This is a genomic window from Meridianimarinicoccus aquatilis (assembly GCF_004358675.1).
Lineage (GTDB): Bacteria > Pseudomonadota > Alphaproteobacteria > Rhodobacterales > Rhodobacteraceae > Meridianimarinicoccus > Meridianimarinicoccus aquatilis.
Map to the genome: position 1 here is coordinate 22,536 of NZ_SMZO01000020.1, position 14,303 is coordinate 36,838.

The window sequence follows — 14,303 nt, forward strand, 5'->3', positions numbered from 1 at the left end:
ATGCATCTGCATGTAAGTTATGACGACTTTCAACTGGCAGAAGCCTTTACCATTTCGCGCGGGACAAAAACCGCGGCCGAGGTGATCACTGTGCGGGCTGAAGACGGGCACCTGCATGGGTATGGCGAATGCGTGCCCTATGCGCGGTATGGCGAAAGTCGCGGATCGGTGAAGGCGCAGATCAAAAGCCTGCCGGCGAATGTCACGCGCGACAGTTTGCAGACGTTGCTGCCGCCGGGGGCGGCCCGCAATGCTGTTGATTGCGCGCTGTGGGATTTGGAGGCTAGGCGCGCCGGGTGCCGTGTGTGGGAGCTGGCGGGTTTGCCAGAGCCGCGACCGCAGATCACCGCGTTCACCTTGTCGCTGGATACGCCCGATGAAATGCGCCGTGCCGCAGAACGGCACAAGCATCGCCCGCTGCTCAAGATCAAATTGGGCACACCGGACGATCTGCCCCGGCTCGAAGCCGTGCGCAAAGGGGCGCCGAAATCGCGAATCATCGTTGATGCCAATGAAGGCTGGAGCGTGCAGGCCTATGCCGATCTTGCGCCGCATCTGGTAACTCTGGGTGTGGATCTGGTGGAACAGCCGCTGCCAGCGGGAAAGGACGAGGCGTTGGCAGGGATCGCACGGCCCGTCCCGGTTTGTGCCGATGAAAGCTGCTTTGACGCGGCATCGCTGCCCGCGCTGCGTGGCAAGTACGACGTGATCAATATCAAGCTGGACAAAACGGGTGGCCTGACCGGGGCGCTGGCTTTGCGTGACGCGGCTCTGGCGGAAGGATTTGGTGTTATGGTCGGGTGCATGGTCGGCTCATCACTGGCGATGGCGCCTGCGGTTCTTGTGGCGCAGGGCGCGCTTGTGACCGACCTTGATGGACCGCTCTTGTTGGCAGAGGATCGCGCCCACCCGCTGGCATACGACGAGCGGGGCGTGCACCCTCCGGACCGTGAGCTTTGGGGCTGACACTGCTCTGGAGCCAAGGGCGGGAGATGCCGGAAAGAAATGCTCCCGCCCGTCTTTGGCATCTTGCGATGCCGCATCCCGTTGGGCCCGGCAGGCTTCGCCTGCACGTGCGAGTGCGGTAAGGACGGCGCGCCGCGCCCACTGCTCTGGACCTTGGGCTTTCAGCGCGTTACCTGACCAAGGAAGACAGCAGGAGAGATCGTCATGAGCCGCATCGTCTATGTCAACGGAGAGTTCCTGCCCGAGGAGGACGCCAAGATTTCGATCTTTGATCGCGGATTTCTGATGGCCGACGGCGTGTACGAAGTGACGTCGGTTCTGAACGGTAAATTGGTGGACTACGACGGGCATTTAACCCGTTTGGAACGATCATTGACGGCGTTGGACATGCCCGAACCTGAAGGCATGGATGCGCTGCTGGAAATTCATCGCGAGTTGGTCAAACGCAACAACCTGAAAGAAGGCGGCGTTTACCTGCAGATCACACGCGGCGCGGCGGATCGTGATTTTCTGTACCCGGAGCATCCGAAGCCGAGCCTGGTGATGTTCACGCTGGCCATGACGCTGAAAAAGTCCCCCAAGGCTGAAAAGGGTCTGAAGATCATATCGATCGAGGATCAGCGCTGGGGCCGCCGCGACATCAAGACCGTGCAGCTTTTGTACCCATCCATGGGCAAGATGATGGCCAAAGACGCCGGCGCTGATGATGCGTGGATGGTTGAAGATGGCTTCGTCACCGAGGGTACGTCAAACAACGCCTATATCGTCACCCGCGCAGGCACGATTGTGACCCGGCAACTGTCCAACGACATTCTGCATGGCATCACACGTGCTGCTGTGTTGCGCTTTGCGCGCGAGGCGCAGATGCAGGTGGAAGAGCGCCCCTTCACCATGGATGAGGCAAAGGATGCGGCAGAGGCGTTTATCACCTCGGCAACCACTTTTGTGACGGGCGTGGTCGAAATTGACGGTGTGACACTTGGGGATGGCGCGCCCGGCCCGGTGTCTAGACGGCTTCGCGAGATTTATATTGAAGAAGCTGAAAAGATGGCTGTGTAACCCGATGACAGTTTACTTTATTGGCGCCGGTCCCGGTGACCCGGAGCTTTTGACTCTCAAGGCGCAGCGCTTGATCCGGGCATGTCCCGTGTGTCTTTACGCGGGATCTCTTGTTCCTGAGCAGGTGGTCGCCGAGGCGCCCGCAGACGCGCGCGTGCTTGATACCGCGACCATGACGCTTGACGATACCCATGCCGAGATTGTTGCTGCACATACTAGGGGGGAGGACGTGGCGCGCGTACATTCGGGCGATCCGTCCCTGTACGGTGCCATCGCCGAGCAAATTCGCCGCCTTCGTGCTGATGATATTGCCTATGAAATCGTCCCCGGCGTTCCCGCCTATGCAGCCGCTGCTGCTGCGCTGGGTCAGGAATTGACGGTGCCAGAAGTGGCGCAGTCCATTGTACTCACACGCGTGTCGATGAAATCCACATCCATGCCGGAACACGAGACGCTTGAGAATTTCGCCCGCACGCGCACGACGCTGGCGATCCACCTTGGCGTGCGTGCCCTGCGCGAGATTGAGCGCGTGCTGATACCCCATTACGGCGCGGATTGCCCTGTTGTCGTGGCGTACCGTGTGGGCTGGCCTGACCAAATGTTCCTGCGCGGCACCCTGTCGGATATTCGCGAGAAGGTCCGGGCTGCCAAGATCACGCGCACCGCGCTCATTATGGTTGGGCCCGTGCTGGGCGAGGTGCGCGACTTCAAGGATAGCGCGCTTTACGATCCGGATATGCCCCATGTCTTGCGCCCAAGAGTACGCGCCGCCGCTGGGTAGCCGTTTGTGCGTCAGCTGTTTGGACTATTTCGTCATCTGTTTTTCCTGTCCGCGCAGGATCGCGGCATGCGTGCCGCGTCCAAGTTTACGCAACAAACCGGTGACCTGGTGAACCGGAAGGTTCAGGCGGGTCACACGGTCTATTGGAACGGCAACAGCCTGTCCTGACCATGCTGCCGGAGCGCCGGGAAGAAAGACGATAACCCGCGTTTCCGTGCGCTCGATCTCGAATCCCAAAGCTTCGTGATCGTCAAATGCGATGAGAACCGTCTTGAGCAAGGCGTTCTGATCATCTTGGCCGGTCACGCCGCTTGCCATGCTTTTGGCAATGGTGAAGGCGGGGAAAAGTTCGACCAGAATCGCTTCTATCTTTTCCACGTGGCGGGTCAGATAGGGCAGGTGCGCCGCCAGCCCCGCCACAAAACAAACAAGAACGATCAGCAGCACTGCCAGAATGTTCACAACTGCCAGTTCGCCCACCGTGTCGACTGGCATGAATTGTGCCAGCTTGGTGGCGAAGGCACTGGAAAGTTTATAGGCGTACCCAAGGAAATACAGGACGAAGACGACCGGGATCAGAAAGAGAACCCCGCCAATCAAAGTTGTGCGGATCATGTCTGTCGTCCTTTCAGTGTTATTGCAGGTCCGAGAACGCTGTTTGCAATCTGCTTACAGCTTCCTGAATTTGCACGCGAGGCATCCCGATATTGAAGCGCATAAAACTCTCGCCCCCAAGTCCAAATGTACTGCCATGGCTTGCAGCGATCTTTGCGCCTTGTTCGATGCGGTTCGTGAATTCGGCCGGGGCCATGCCCGTTCCGCTGAAATCCACCCAGGCAAGATAGGTGGCCTGCATGGGCATGGACTGAAGACCCGGAATTGTGGCGACGCCATCGTCAAAGACGCGGCGGTTTTCATCAAGATAGGCTGTCAATTCGTCCACCCAGGCCGCCCCTTCGGCCGAATAGGCTGCGGTCACCATGTGCATGCCGAACGCATTGGGCGATATGCCCATGCCAGCCATGCGAGCAGCAAAACGTGCACGCAGGTCGGGATCATGAACAATGACGTTGCCAACGTGGCTACCGGCGATGTTGAAAGTCTTTGAAGCGGCGGTCAGCAACACCAGTCGGTCGCTCACATCGGGGGCGGCCACTGGCATCGGAATGTGCTTTGCGCCCGGCATTACAATGTCATGGTGGATTTCATCTGATACGAGCAACAAATCATTGCGCCGGGCGAAATCGGCGACGCCTTGCAATTCACCTTGGGTCCAGACCCGCCCGCCGGGATTATGGGGGGAGCACAAGATCACCATCCGCTCCTTGCCCGTCATCATGGCGTCATAGGCTGCAAAATCCATTTGGTAGGTGCCGCTTTCGTCGCGTGTCAGTGGGCATTCAACCACAGTGCGACCAGACGCGCGGATGATGCGGGCGAACGCATGATAGACTGGCGTGAATAGTACGACGCCATCGCCAGGGTCGGTCCACGTCTCAAGGCACATGGCAACGCCGTTCACCAACCCATGAGTGGTGAATATGGCTTTCGGGTCTACCGTCCATCCATGTCGCTCTTTCATCCACCAGCAGATCGCGGCGCGATAGGCGCTGTCATCGCCAAAGTACCCAAAAACGCCGTGATCAGCGAGTGCGCGCACCGCAGAGCGTATCGGTTCTGGAGAGGCGAAATCCATGTCTGCCACCCACATTGCAAGACCCTCTTCGGGTGAAACGCCATAGTTGGCCTGCATCCCGTCCCATTTGCTGCTATGGGTGCCGCGCCGGTCGATGAGGGTGTCGAAAGTCATGATGTGTCTCCAAAGTGGTCGCGCGGACCCTATTGAACCGCAGGCTGGGCGCAAGCCGTGATTGCACGCGCGCCGCGCTTGTCCTAAATGCAGGCGCATGAGCCTGAAACCGATCTTGATCCACCCCGACCCACGCCTGAAAAAGGTCGCGCCGCCAGTGGCCGACTTGTCAGATGCCTTGCGCACGCTGGCCGATGATATGTTGGAAACCATGTATGACGCGCCCGGTATCGGGTTGGCTGCTCCGCAGGTCGGTGTCAGCAGTCGTGTGATTGTGATGGATTGCGAAAAAGAAGAAGGGGTTGAGCCCAAGCCGATGGTGCTGTTCAATCCAAAGGTCATCGCTGCGTCAGACGATTTAAGTGTTTATGAAGAAGGCTGTTTGTCGATCCCGGATCAGTATGCCGAGGTGACTCGCCCCGCCGAGGTGACCGTGTCGTGGATTGACTTGAACGGGACCGAACAGCAGCAGGATTTTACCGGTCTTTGGGCGACCTGTGTTCAGCACGAAATCGATCACCTGGATGGGAAGCTGTTCATCGATTATCTCAGTTCGCTCAAGCGCCAGTTGATCACCCGTAAAATGGTCAAGTTCAAGCGCGACGCGGCGCGGGGCTGACGGGTGGCTGTTCGCCCGATCCTTCGCTGGCCTGACGGTCGGCTGCGCTCTGCTTGCATGGATGTCCCGCAGGTGGACAGTGCCGTTCGGGCTGTTTGGGATGACATGATCGATACAATGGATGCGATGCCGGGTGTTGGGCTTGCGGCGTGCCAGATCGGTGTGATGCAACGTGTTGCGGTGGTGGATGCTTCCGAAGCGCGGGGCCAATCGGTGCGCATGGCCAACCCTGAAGTGCTTCACGCCAGCGTGGAGCCGCGCCCCTATGACGAGGCGAGCCCCTGCCTGCCCGGCGTGTCCGCTCAAATCACAAGGCCGCGGGCGGTGACGGTGCGGTTTCTGAATGCCTTTGGCGAGATGGAAGATCGCGACTTTGTGGGTCTCTGGGCCGTCTCGGTGCAACATCAGATCGACCATCTGGCAGGTCGGATGTATTTCGACCGACTAAGCCGCACGAAGCGCGCGATGCTGCTTAAGAAAGCCGCCAAAGCGGCGCGGGGCGTCTGACAAAGGCGCGCGTGCAGGCGCAGCCTGCGCGGCCCAACGGAATGAGACATCGCAAGATGTCGAAGACGGGCGGGAGCGCCCCTTGCAGCGAAAAGGGATTGTCATGCGGCTGATCTTTATGGGAACGCCCGATTTCTCGGTCCCGGTTCTTGATGCTTTGGTTGCAGCGGGCCACGAGATAGCGGCTGTGTACTGTCAGCCGCCCCGCCCTGCCGGACGCGGCAAACGGGATCGACCCTCGCCGGTTCACGCGCGCGCCGACGCGCTGGGGTTGCTTGTCCGTCACCCGGTTTCTCTGCACGGGCACGAGGCCCAGACAGAATTCGCCGCGTTCAAGGCAGATGCAGCGGTCGTGGTGGCTTATGGCCTGATCCTGCCGCAAGCAATTCTGGATGCCCCAGCGCGTGGGTGCCTGAACATTCATGCATCGTTGCTGCCACGCTGGCGCGGTGCGGCGCCAATTCAGCGTGCGATCATGGCTGGCGATCGCGAGACCGGAGTTTGCATCATGCAGATGGAAGCAGGGCTGGACACTGGCCCGGTTCTGCTGCGGGAGGCCATGCCGATCGGGCCAAAGGACACGGCCGCCGATCTGCACGGCGCACTGTCGGCGATGGGAGCGCGATTGGTGGTGCAGGCGCTGGCGTCCTTGGACACGTTGACCGCAGTCCAGCAATCCGAAGATGGCGTGACCTACGCGTCAAAGATCGACAAGGCCGAAGCGCGCATTGATTGGGGCCAGACCGCCGTAGTGGTGGACCGGAAAATCAGGGGCCTTTCGCCATTTCCCGGGGCATGGTGCATGGCCGCCGGTGCGCGGCTCAAGCTGCTGCGGTCCAGTCTTTCGGACCGCGCGGGTGTGCCAGGGCAGGTCAAGGACGGGTTTACGATCACCTGTGGTGAGGGCGCGGTTGAGATCCTAGAAGCGCAGCGAGAGGGCAAGCGCCCGATGAAGGCTGCTGAAATTTTACGCGGGACGCCTCTGCCTGACCTGTTGGAATGAGCCGCTCACGAAGGGTTGAAAACTTGTCGCTTTGCGTCGTCATCAATCGCGGTCACATGTGAACCACTCAAAAAAAACGAGCAGGATTCTACATGACTGATTTTTTGACTCGCCGTGGCCTGATGGCCGGGGCCGCGGCATTGGGTTTAAGCGCGGCTGCGGCGAAAGCTCAGACCAGCCCGGCCGAAACATCCGAAACCATCGCTGAAGAACGGGTGCGGCGCAATTTGGCCGGCTTTCGCAGCCACAAGTGGCAAGAACATTTCGAAACCCGTTCGACCGACCTGCTTTTAGCGGATACCGCCACGCGAACCTTGCACTTCTGGCATCGCGATGGCCGCGCGGTGCAGGTGTTTCCAACCAGCGTGCCAATTTCGCCCGAGTTGACACGGCTTGGGTACACAGAGGTGACCCAGAAGGTCGAAGGCCCAAGCTGGCGGCCAACGCCGTCCATGCGCGAGCGCAATCCCGAATGGCCCGCCGTTGTGGGGCCCGGCCCGGACAACCCGTTGGGCAGCCATGCGTTGTACCTGTCGTGGCAATATTACCGAATTCACGGAACCCATGATGTGCGCAAGATTGGCCGACCATCTTCGGACGGGTGCATCGGCTTGTTCAATGAGCAGATCGCCAGCTTGTTTGATCAGGTGGTCGTGGGAGCCAAAGTCAAACTGATTTGATCCAAAGGGCATGCCTGCGGCATGGCACGATGTCTGCACCGCGCTCGCGCGCGGTGCGTTCGTCCGTGGCAGCGTTGGGTTACTTGTGGCGCGGTGGGCGTGGCTTGTAGGCGTCGAGTTTCCAGCCAAGCTGGATTGACCCTGCCCGCAGCGCGAAGGTCACAAACATGCACGCGAGAAGCGGCAGTGTTGGAAGGTCTGTGAAAGCAAACGCCAGTTGCGCGGCCATGGCCCCGGCGAAGGCCGCGGTGACATAGAGCTCGCCCGCCTTGAGCACCAGCGGCACCTCGTTGCAGACCACATCCCGCATCAACCCGCCGAAGCAGCCGGTGATGACACCCATGAGAGTGACGATAAAGGGCCCGTGCCCGGCACCAAGCGACACGGCGACGCCTGCTGCAACAGCGACAGACAGTGCCACGGCATCGAGCCAGACCAGCACGCGGTAGCGGCTTTCCAGAAAGTGGGCTGTGAAAAACACCAGTACAGCTGCGGACGCCGCCACCAGCACGTAATGTGGGGCCTGGACCCAGAAGACCGGCGCGCGGTCCAGCAGCAAGTCGCGCACAGTACCGCCGCCCACCGCCGTCAGGCAGGACACGAACAAGAACCCCACAAGGTCCAGCAAGGCGCGGCTGGCCACAAGTGCGCCGGTCAGCGCGAAGACGAAGACCGATGCCAGGTCCAGCAGGGCAGGCAAGGTCATTTGGCGCTGTGTCCGGGCTTGTATGGGGCCATGCCCGCGCGGGCCAATTCATCGGCACGTTCATTTTCAGGGTGGCCTGCGTGGCCCTTGACCCACTCCCAGATCACGGAGTGCCGGGCGGCAGCGGCATCAAGGCGGCGCCAGAGGTCTTCATTCTTGACTGGCTTCTTTTGCGATGTTTTCCAGCCGTTGCGCTTCCAGCCGTGGATCCACTGGGTCACACCGCCTTTGACATAAGCGCTGTCCGTGATCACCGTCACTTCAGAGGCGCGCGAAAGCGTTTCGAGCGCATGAATCGCTGCCAGAAGTTCCATCCGGTTATTGGTGGTGTCGGCCTCGCCGCCGTTGAGTTCGCGGGTTCGCACAACTGTATCGCCATCACGTGCGATCAGCAGTGCGCCCCAGCCGCCCGGACCGGGATTTCCGCTGCACGCGCCGTCTGTGTAAGCGTAGAGATTGGTCACTCAGGCACCTGTAATTTAACATAGCCGGGCAGGGCGGCCACGCGTTCGCACCACCCATTAATGGCCGGGAAGCGGGCCATATCATAGCCGCCGCGAGAGCCGGAGCTGTGCGTGTAGCCATAAAGCGCAATATCGGCAATTGTCGGCGTGCTGCCCACGAGCCAGTCACGGCCGGTCAGGTGCGCGTCAACCACAGAAAGAACATCGTGGCCATCGTCCAGAAGGGCGGCAAGGCGTTCGGGCGTAGCTGATGCCGCCCGGTGGGGATAGGTGCGCAGCGCCGCACGTACGGCGATCACGCCTTCCATGCGGTTCTGTTCAAAGAACATCCAGCCAAGCATTTCGCTTTGCTGCACCAAATTGGCAGGGACCCAAGGCGTGCCGTTCGCCAGGTACCAAAGGATCGCGCCAGATTCAGACAAGATCGTGCCATCGGCCAAATGCAGCGCCGGTACTTTGCCCAATGGCAATGCGCCTGCGTCGTGCGCCTGAGCCAACGCTTCGCTTTCATACTCGCACGAAATTTGCGCATAGCTACGCCCCAGCAGGCCCAGCAAAAGCTGTACCTTATAGCTGTTTCCGGACGATGGCATTGCATACAGTGTCAGATCTTCGGTCATATTAGAATATAAGTCCTAGTGTCAGGCACCCTACAACCAGGCTGGTCAGAAGCGTGCGAATGTTCATCCACCACGGCGGTGCAAGGCCGAACCGCGCAAAGCCGTAGTCGAGGCCTAGAAGGCCCAGAAATCCAATGATCAACGCCCAAGTGGCGCGGTCTTCGCCGCCACCGACAAAAAAGAATGTCCATAGTGCGGGGATCACGCTGAGGGTGAAGCCGATTGTAGCGGTGCGCCCCTCGGCACGGGCTGCAAACCCCCACAAGACGCCTGACATGAAGGACAAGATGACCGAGCCGTAGAAAATCAGCACGTCTTGTCCGGCAAAGCGCGCCCCGAAATTGCGCACCGCCCAGCCGTGCAGTTCCGGGTTCATGTCTGTCAGCGCGCCCCATGCGAAGGGCAGCACACCGGCAAGGCCGAGGGCAAGCGCGGAATTCGGGATGCTGGTGTCAGGGGCTGTATTCGGGACGGTCATGCGCGTTCTACCGCGAGACGCGCTGCCAACGCTGCGAAGACTGCGGCAAAGCTCCGCCCCAGCCAGCGAAGAAGGGCCGGGTTGCCGAGCAGGCGGGTGCGCGCTGCGGCGGCAAATACGCCGTAAAGGGCAAAAACAGCCAAAGTCAGTGCCATGAAGACCGCTCCGAGCATAACGATTTCAGCGGTGGCTGTCGCAGGGTTGCCGGACAGAAACGGCGGCAGAAGCGCCAAGAAGAACAGCGACAGCTTGGGGTTCAGGATGTTGATCAGCGCGCCGCGCCGGGCAACCACCCAGCCTGTTGTCGGCTGTGCATCGGGCGCAACCGACAGTGCGCCGTTTTCGCGCAACGCCTGAAAGGCGAGCCACAAGAGATAGGCGACACCAGCGAATTTCACGATCTGGAACGCCAAGGCGCTTGTATGCAGCAAGGCTGCCAAGCCAAGTGTTGCAGCGGCCAGATGCGGAACAATGCCGACGGTACATCCGAAGGCGGCGGCAAAGGCGGCGCGGCGGCCCTGACCCAGCCCAACGGCCAGCGTGTACACAACGCCGGTCCCGGGAATAAGGACGACAACCAGAGCGGTCAGCAGAAATTGTGCCGAAATCATAGGGATCACGCGCGCTCGCGCAGTACGCGCGGCACCTTGAATTCCACATTCTCTTGCGCGGTTTCGACAAGTTCTATGGACACGTCCCACTTGTCTCGAAAGGCATCGATAACTTCGTTGACCAGTTCTTCGGGCGCCGAAGCCCCAGCCGTCAGGGCGAGGGTGCGAATGCCCGACAGCGCCCGGAAGTCGATGTCGCTTGCGCGTTGAACAAGCTGGGCATAGGCGCAGCCAGCGCGCGCGCCGACATCGACAAGCCGTTTGGAATTGCTTGAATTCGGTGCACCGACAACCAGCAGCGCGTCGGCGCGAGGGGCGGCTGCCTTGACGGCTTCTTGCCGGTTGGTGGTGGCGTAGCAGATGTCTTCTTTGTGCGGGCCGACGATGGCGGGAAACCGTGCTTTCAAAGCGTCGACAATGCCGATCGTGTCATCCACAGACAGAGTGGTTTGTGTGACATAGGCAAGTGATTGCGGATCGCGCGGGGCTACGGTGGCAACGTCAGCTTCGGTTTCAACCAACAGCACATCCCCCTGTGGCAACTGCCCCATCGTGCCAATCGTTTCTGGGTGGCCTTCGTGACCGATCATGATGATTTGTAGCCCGTTTTCCGCGTGCCGGGCGGCTTCGATATGCACCTTGCTGACCAGTGGGCATGTCGCATCCACATAGATCATTTCGCGCCGCGCTGCTTCAAGCGGAACGGACTTGGGAACGCCGTGTGCTGAAAAGATGACAGGGCGGTCGGTTGGGCAGTCTTCCAGTTCTTCGACGAAGACAGCCCCCTTGGCGCGCAAGCCATCCACAACGTATTTATTGTGAACGATTTCGTGCCGCACATAGACGGGCGCCCCCCATTTATCGATCGCCATTTCGACGATCTTTATGGCGCGGTCCACGCCAGCACAAAAGCCGCGCGGGGCAGCAAGAAGGATGGTCAATGGCGGATTGGTCATGATGCCTCCGGATATTGGAATAGACCTAAGCCGTCCCGGCGTGCGGGTCCAGAGCAGAGCGCGGCACAAAGTTGAAATGCCAAAGCGAGTTCTGGGCTGATCGCATCACGCTACGAATTTCGTGATGGGTCGTCATTTTGCGCATTCGGGCCGATGTGCGATGGTCAACCTGCGGGCAGGAGGGTTCGCTCAGGAGGGACAAGAGATGACCAACAAATCCAGAAAAATTGGCGGCGCAACGGTATTGAGTGCGATGATTGCGGCGAGCGGGGCTTTGGCGTGTGACCCCGGTAAACCCGGTTACGATCTGACGGGCGAGGAAGCGGCGCAGGTTTATGACTGTCTCGCCGAGGCGCTGCACGACGGATATACAACCGGGGCAAAGCGTTGGATTCCCGCCGACAAGATTGCGGAGTATCGCGGTTGGACCCAGGCCAGCAGCTTTCCAGCGGCACCGGGGTTTCACGACAGCCGGTTCTTGATGACTTGGGTCAATGAAACGGGCGCCGAAGAATACATGCGCTATGCCGAAGATCCCGTGATCCCCGTAGGGACCTGGATCGCCAAAGAGAGTTTCACAGTGACCGATGACGGAAACGCCCAGCCGGGGCCGTTGTTCTTGATGGAAAAAGTGGCCGAGGGCACGTCGCCCGAGACTGATGATTGGTTTTACATGGCAGTTGCCGCAAACGGGACGCCGATGGGCGTCAACGTGATCTCAGCGTGTAGCGATTGCCATCAGGGTGCGTTTGGCCATCAAGGGGGCTTGGGTTATCCGGTTGAAGAGGCGCGCGTCATGAAGTGACAGGGCCCGCCGTTCAACTCATGGCCTGCGCAGTGATCCAAGCAAGCACTGCGTAGCGCCCGGTTTTCGCAATGGCGACCAAGGTGAGGAACAGCCAGAAGCGGGTGCGCATGATCCCTGCGGCAACCGTGAAGGCGTCGCCAAATGGTGCCCATGACAAGAGCAATGTCCAAACGCCGTAGCGCGCGTACCAGCCTTGGGCCCGATCAAGCTGTTTCTCTGTGACGGGAAACCAGCGGCTGTGACGCACCCGTTCGATCCCAAGGCCCATGGCATAGTTCACAACCGAGCCAGCGGTGTTGCCGATACTTGCGACGGTCACGACGACCCAAAGGGGGGATGTGCCCGCCACTTGAACGCCGACAAAAACGATCTCCGACTGGAACGGAAGAATGGTCGCCGCACCAAAGGCTGCGGCGAACAGTCCGGCTAAAGCCGCGATAGCGGATGAGGTCAGAATGGGCGCGCTCCGATCATGGACCGCACCGAAGGGCCGATCAGGGCTCCTCGCTGTCCACAGTCGCGGGTTGGAAGGCGGGGTCGTATTCACGCGGTTCGCGCGGCGGGCGGCCGATCACATCTTTCAGTTCATCCAGTTCGATGAAGTTGTCCGCTTGGCGTCGAAGGTCGTCAGAAATCATTGGCGGCTGGCTTCTGATTGTCGAAACGACCGAAACCCGGACGCCTTTGCGCTGCAGCGCTTCGATCAGGGGACGGAAATCGCCATCACCCGAAAACAACACAATGTGATCGACATGGGGGGCCAATTCCAAGGCATCGACGGTCAATTCGATGTCCATGTTGCCTTTCACCTTACGGCGACCTTGGCTGTCAGTATATTCCTTGGCCGGCTTGGTCACCATCGAAAAGCCGTTATAGTTGAGCCAATCAACCAATGGGCGGATGGGCGAATATTCATCGTTTTCGAGCAATGCTGTGTAGTAAAACGCACGCAAAAGCTTGCCGCGACGCATGAATTCTTGGCGTAATAGCTTGTAATCTATGTCAAAGCCAAGTGCGCGTGCTGCCGCATACAGGTTGGCACCATCTATGAAAAGTGCCAACCGTTCATCGCGGTAAAACATTAAATTCTTCCTCTCGAATATGCTCTCGTTGTGGCAATGCTGGTTGCCTTGGCCTCAGGCCCGACAGTTGATATGGGAATATACAGTCGACGCAATAGGTTTTTTAGTCAGCTAAAGTATGTGCGATATATACAAATCGGTAAATGTAGCCTTAGGCGCCAACCTTGAGTCTGTTTTTGGTGTGCCTTTTGACACTGTTAGCGCTGCTATGCGACTGCTCGAAGCGGATGGCTTCTCGGTCGCGGCGCGAAGTAGAATTTTTCGCACGCCGTGTTTTCCGGCGGGGGCCGGGCCCGATTATGCGAACGCATGCGTCATGCTGAATGTCCCCGATGGTGCCACGCCGCATGATGTTTTGGATCACCTTCACAAGATAGAGGCCGCATGCGGACGCCAGCGCAAGGATCGTTGGGGTGCTCGGACTGCGGATCTTGACCTGTTGACCTTTGGGCAAACTGTGCTGCCGGATCTAGGCAGGTTTGCCCAATGGCGCGACTTGCCCGCGCCCGAGCAGCTTCGCCAGACGCCGGATCAACTGATTGTCCCGCACCCGCGGCTTCAGGATCGTGCTTTTGTGTTGGTCCCCTTGAACGACATTGCGCCCGATTGGCAGCACCCGGTGTCGGGAAAGACCGTTGCCCAAATGTATGCTGACCTTCCACAAGAGTTGCTGGAAGAAATCACACCAATTGACGGCTCTGACTGAGGCCTGCTTGCACTCTGTCTGGAATTGGTCTAGCCGTCTTCTTTCCGTATTCTCTGCCACAGGAGCCGAATCATGGCCCGCGTCACCGTTGAAGACTGCGTCGACAAAGTTCCGAACCGGTTTGAACTGGTCATGCTTGCTGCGCACCGCGCCCGCGAGATCGCATCCGGATCGCCGGTCACTGTCGACCGCGACAATGACAAGAACCCAGTTGTCAGCCTCCGCGAGATTGCAGACGAGACTCAGCAGGCCGATGCCCTGCGCGAGCGCATGATCGAGAGCCACCAGACACAGATCGAAGTCGACGAACCGGAAGACGACCAGATGTCGCTTCTGATGGGGGTGGAAAGCGACCGCCCCGCAGACGACGATATGTCAGAAGAAAAATTGCTGCGCGCGTTGATGCAGGCGCAGGATCCAGGCTGACCTTAGAACTGGACGTCGCAG

20 protein-coding genes are annotated in these 14,303 nt (G+C 59.6%); 10 read left to right on the forward strand and 10 right to left on the reverse strand.

The window, feature by feature from the left end; translation table 11 throughout:
* The 3 genes from dgcA to cobM all read left to right on the forward strand — a co-directional run bounded on the left by dgcA (position 1) and on the right by cobM (position 2,806).
* Entirely contained in the window at positions 1 to 966 is a 966-nt protein-coding gene (gene dgcA, locus E2L05_RS10330) for an N-acetyl-D-Glu racemase DgcA (RefSeq protein ID WP_133342879.1), read from the forward strand.
* A gap of 204 nt (positions 967 to 1,170) precedes the next feature.
* Positions 1,171 to 2,025 (forward strand): D-amino-acid transaminase, encoded by an 855-nt coding sequence (locus E2L05_RS10335; protein ID WP_133342833.1) that lies wholly within the window; start codon positions 1,171 to 1,173, stop codon positions 2,023 to 2,025.
* A gap of 4 nt (positions 2,026 to 2,029) precedes the next feature.
* A complete protein-coding gene (gene cobM / locus E2L05_RS10340) occupies positions 2,030 to 2,806 on the forward strand; it encodes a precorrin-4 C(11)-methyltransferase (protein ID WP_133342834.1) in 777 nt (258 codons plus the stop codon).
* A 24-nt stretch (positions 2,807 to 2,830) separates the two neighbouring features.
* Here the strand turns inward: cobM and E2L05_RS10345 are convergent, their stop codons facing one another.
* Entirely contained in the window at positions 2,831 to 3,421 is a 591-nt protein-coding gene (locus E2L05_RS10345) for a hypothetical protein (protein ID WP_133342835.1), read from the reverse strand.
* Between the two features lie 19 nt (positions 3,422 to 3,440).
* The gene (locus E2L05_RS10350) at positions 3,441 to 4,616 is read right to left on the reverse strand and encodes a MalY/PatB family protein (protein ID WP_133342836.1); all 1,176 of its coding nucleotides are present in this window, start codon (positions 4,614 to 4,616) and stop codon (positions 3,441 to 3,443) included.
* Positions 4,617 to 4,713: 97 nt separating this feature from the next.
* Here E2L05_RS10350 and def (E2L05_RS10355) point away from each other — a divergent pair, with 97 nt between their 5' ends.
* From def (E2L05_RS10355) to E2L05_RS10370, 4 genes are all read left to right on the forward strand, one after another.
* Positions 4,714 to 5,235, forward strand: a complete 522-nt coding sequence (gene def / locus E2L05_RS10355) for a peptide deformylase (RefSeq protein ID WP_133342837.1) — start codon at positions 4,714 to 4,716, stop codon at positions 5,233 to 5,235.
* A gap of 3 nt (positions 5,236 to 5,238) precedes the next feature.
* Complete coding sequence (gene def / locus E2L05_RS10360) at positions 5,239 to 5,742, forward strand: peptide deformylase (RefSeq protein ID WP_133342838.1); 504 nt, start codon at positions 5,239 to 5,241, stop codon at positions 5,740 to 5,742.
* Between the two features lie 103 nt (positions 5,743 to 5,845).
* Positions 5,846 to 6,745 (forward strand): methionyl-tRNA formyltransferase, encoded by a 900-nt coding sequence (fmt, locus tag E2L05_RS10365; protein ID WP_133342839.1) that lies wholly within the window; start codon positions 5,846 to 5,848, stop codon positions 6,743 to 6,745.
* Positions 6,746 to 6,837: 92 nt separating this feature from the next.
* Positions 6,838 to 7,425, forward strand: coding sequence for a L,D-transpeptidase (locus E2L05_RS10370; protein WP_133342840.1), 588 nt, complete (start codon positions 6,838 to 6,840; stop codon positions 7,423 to 7,425).
* 79 nt (positions 7,426 to 7,504) lie between these two features.
* On the opposite strand, the gene E2L05_RS10375 is transcribed toward E2L05_RS10370, so the two are convergent.
* Genes E2L05_RS10375 through ispH form a run of 6 tightly spaced genes read right to left on the reverse strand, consistent with a single transcriptional unit; the run spans position 7,505 to position 11,260 of the window.
* Entirely contained in the window at positions 7,505 to 8,131 is a 627-nt protein-coding gene (locus E2L05_RS10375) for a trimeric intracellular cation channel family protein (RefSeq protein ID WP_133342841.1), read from the reverse strand.
* Complete coding sequence (rnhA, locus tag E2L05_RS10380) at positions 8,128 to 8,595, reverse strand: ribonuclease HI (protein ID WP_133342842.1); 468 nt, start codon at positions 8,593 to 8,595, stop codon at positions 8,128 to 8,130. The genes E2L05_RS10375 and rnhA overlap by 4 nt, the downstream gene beginning before the upstream one ends.
* A complete protein-coding gene (locus E2L05_RS10385; protein ID WP_133342843.1) occupies positions 8,592 to 9,215 on the reverse strand; it encodes a glutathione S-transferase family protein in 624 nt (207 codons plus the stop codon). The genes rnhA and E2L05_RS10385 overlap by 4 nt, the downstream gene beginning before the upstream one ends.
* Before the next feature lies 1 nt (position 9,216).
* Positions 9,217 to 9,693 carry a DUF3429 domain-containing protein gene (locus tag E2L05_RS10390; RefSeq protein ID WP_133342844.1) on the reverse strand — a complete coding sequence of 159 codons (477 nt, stop codon included), beginning with the start codon at positions 9,691 to 9,693 and terminating at the stop codon, positions 9,217 to 9,219.
* Positions 9,690 to 10,304, reverse strand: coding sequence for a LysE family translocator (locus E2L05_RS10395; protein ID WP_133342880.1), 615 nt, complete (start codon positions 10,302 to 10,304; stop codon positions 9,690 to 9,692). The genes E2L05_RS10390 and E2L05_RS10395 overlap by 4 nt, the downstream gene beginning before the upstream one ends.
* A gap of 5 nt (positions 10,305 to 10,309) precedes the next feature.
* Positions 10,310 to 11,260 carry a 4-hydroxy-3-methylbut-2-enyl diphosphate reductase gene (gene ispH / locus E2L05_RS10400; RefSeq protein WP_133342845.1) on the reverse strand — a complete coding sequence of 317 codons (951 nt, stop codon included), beginning with the start codon at positions 11,258 to 11,260 and terminating at the stop codon, positions 10,310 to 10,312.
* Positions 11,261 to 11,465: 205 nt separating this feature from the next.
* Here ispH and E2L05_RS10405 point away from each other — a divergent pair, with 205 nt between their 5' ends.
* Entirely contained in the window at positions 11,466 to 12,065 is a 600-nt protein-coding gene (locus tag E2L05_RS10405; RefSeq protein WP_133342846.1) for a hypothetical protein, read from the forward strand.
* Between the two features lie 13 nt (positions 12,066 to 12,078).
* Here the strand turns inward: E2L05_RS10405 and E2L05_RS10410 are convergent, their stop codons facing one another.
* Positions 12,079 to 12,522: a YqaA family protein gene (locus E2L05_RS10410; protein WP_394346551.1), complete on the reverse strand. Its 444-nt coding sequence runs from the start codon at positions 12,520 to 12,522 to the stop codon at positions 12,079 to 12,081.
* Between the two features lie 40 nt (positions 12,523 to 12,562).
* Positions 12,563 to 13,150, reverse strand: coding sequence for a LabA-like NYN domain-containing protein (locus E2L05_RS10415; protein ID WP_133342847.1), 588 nt, complete (start codon positions 13,148 to 13,150; stop codon positions 12,563 to 12,565).
* A 118-nt stretch (positions 13,151 to 13,268) separates the two neighbouring features.
* Between E2L05_RS10415 and folK the strand changes: the two genes are divergently transcribed.
* Both folK and rpoZ read left to right on the forward strand, forming a co-directional pair.
* Positions 13,269 to 13,856 (forward strand): 2-amino-4-hydroxy-6-hydroxymethyldihydropteridine diphosphokinase, encoded by a 588-nt coding sequence (folK, locus tag E2L05_RS10420; protein ID WP_133342848.1) that lies wholly within the window; start codon positions 13,269 to 13,271, stop codon positions 13,854 to 13,856.
* A gap of 72 nt (positions 13,857 to 13,928) precedes the next feature.
* Positions 13,929 to 14,282: a DNA-directed RNA polymerase subunit omega gene (gene rpoZ, locus E2L05_RS10425; RefSeq protein ID WP_133342849.1), complete on the forward strand. Its 354-nt coding sequence runs from the start codon at positions 13,929 to 13,931 to the stop codon at positions 14,280 to 14,282.
* Positions 14,283 to 14,303: the final 21 nt, after the last annotated feature.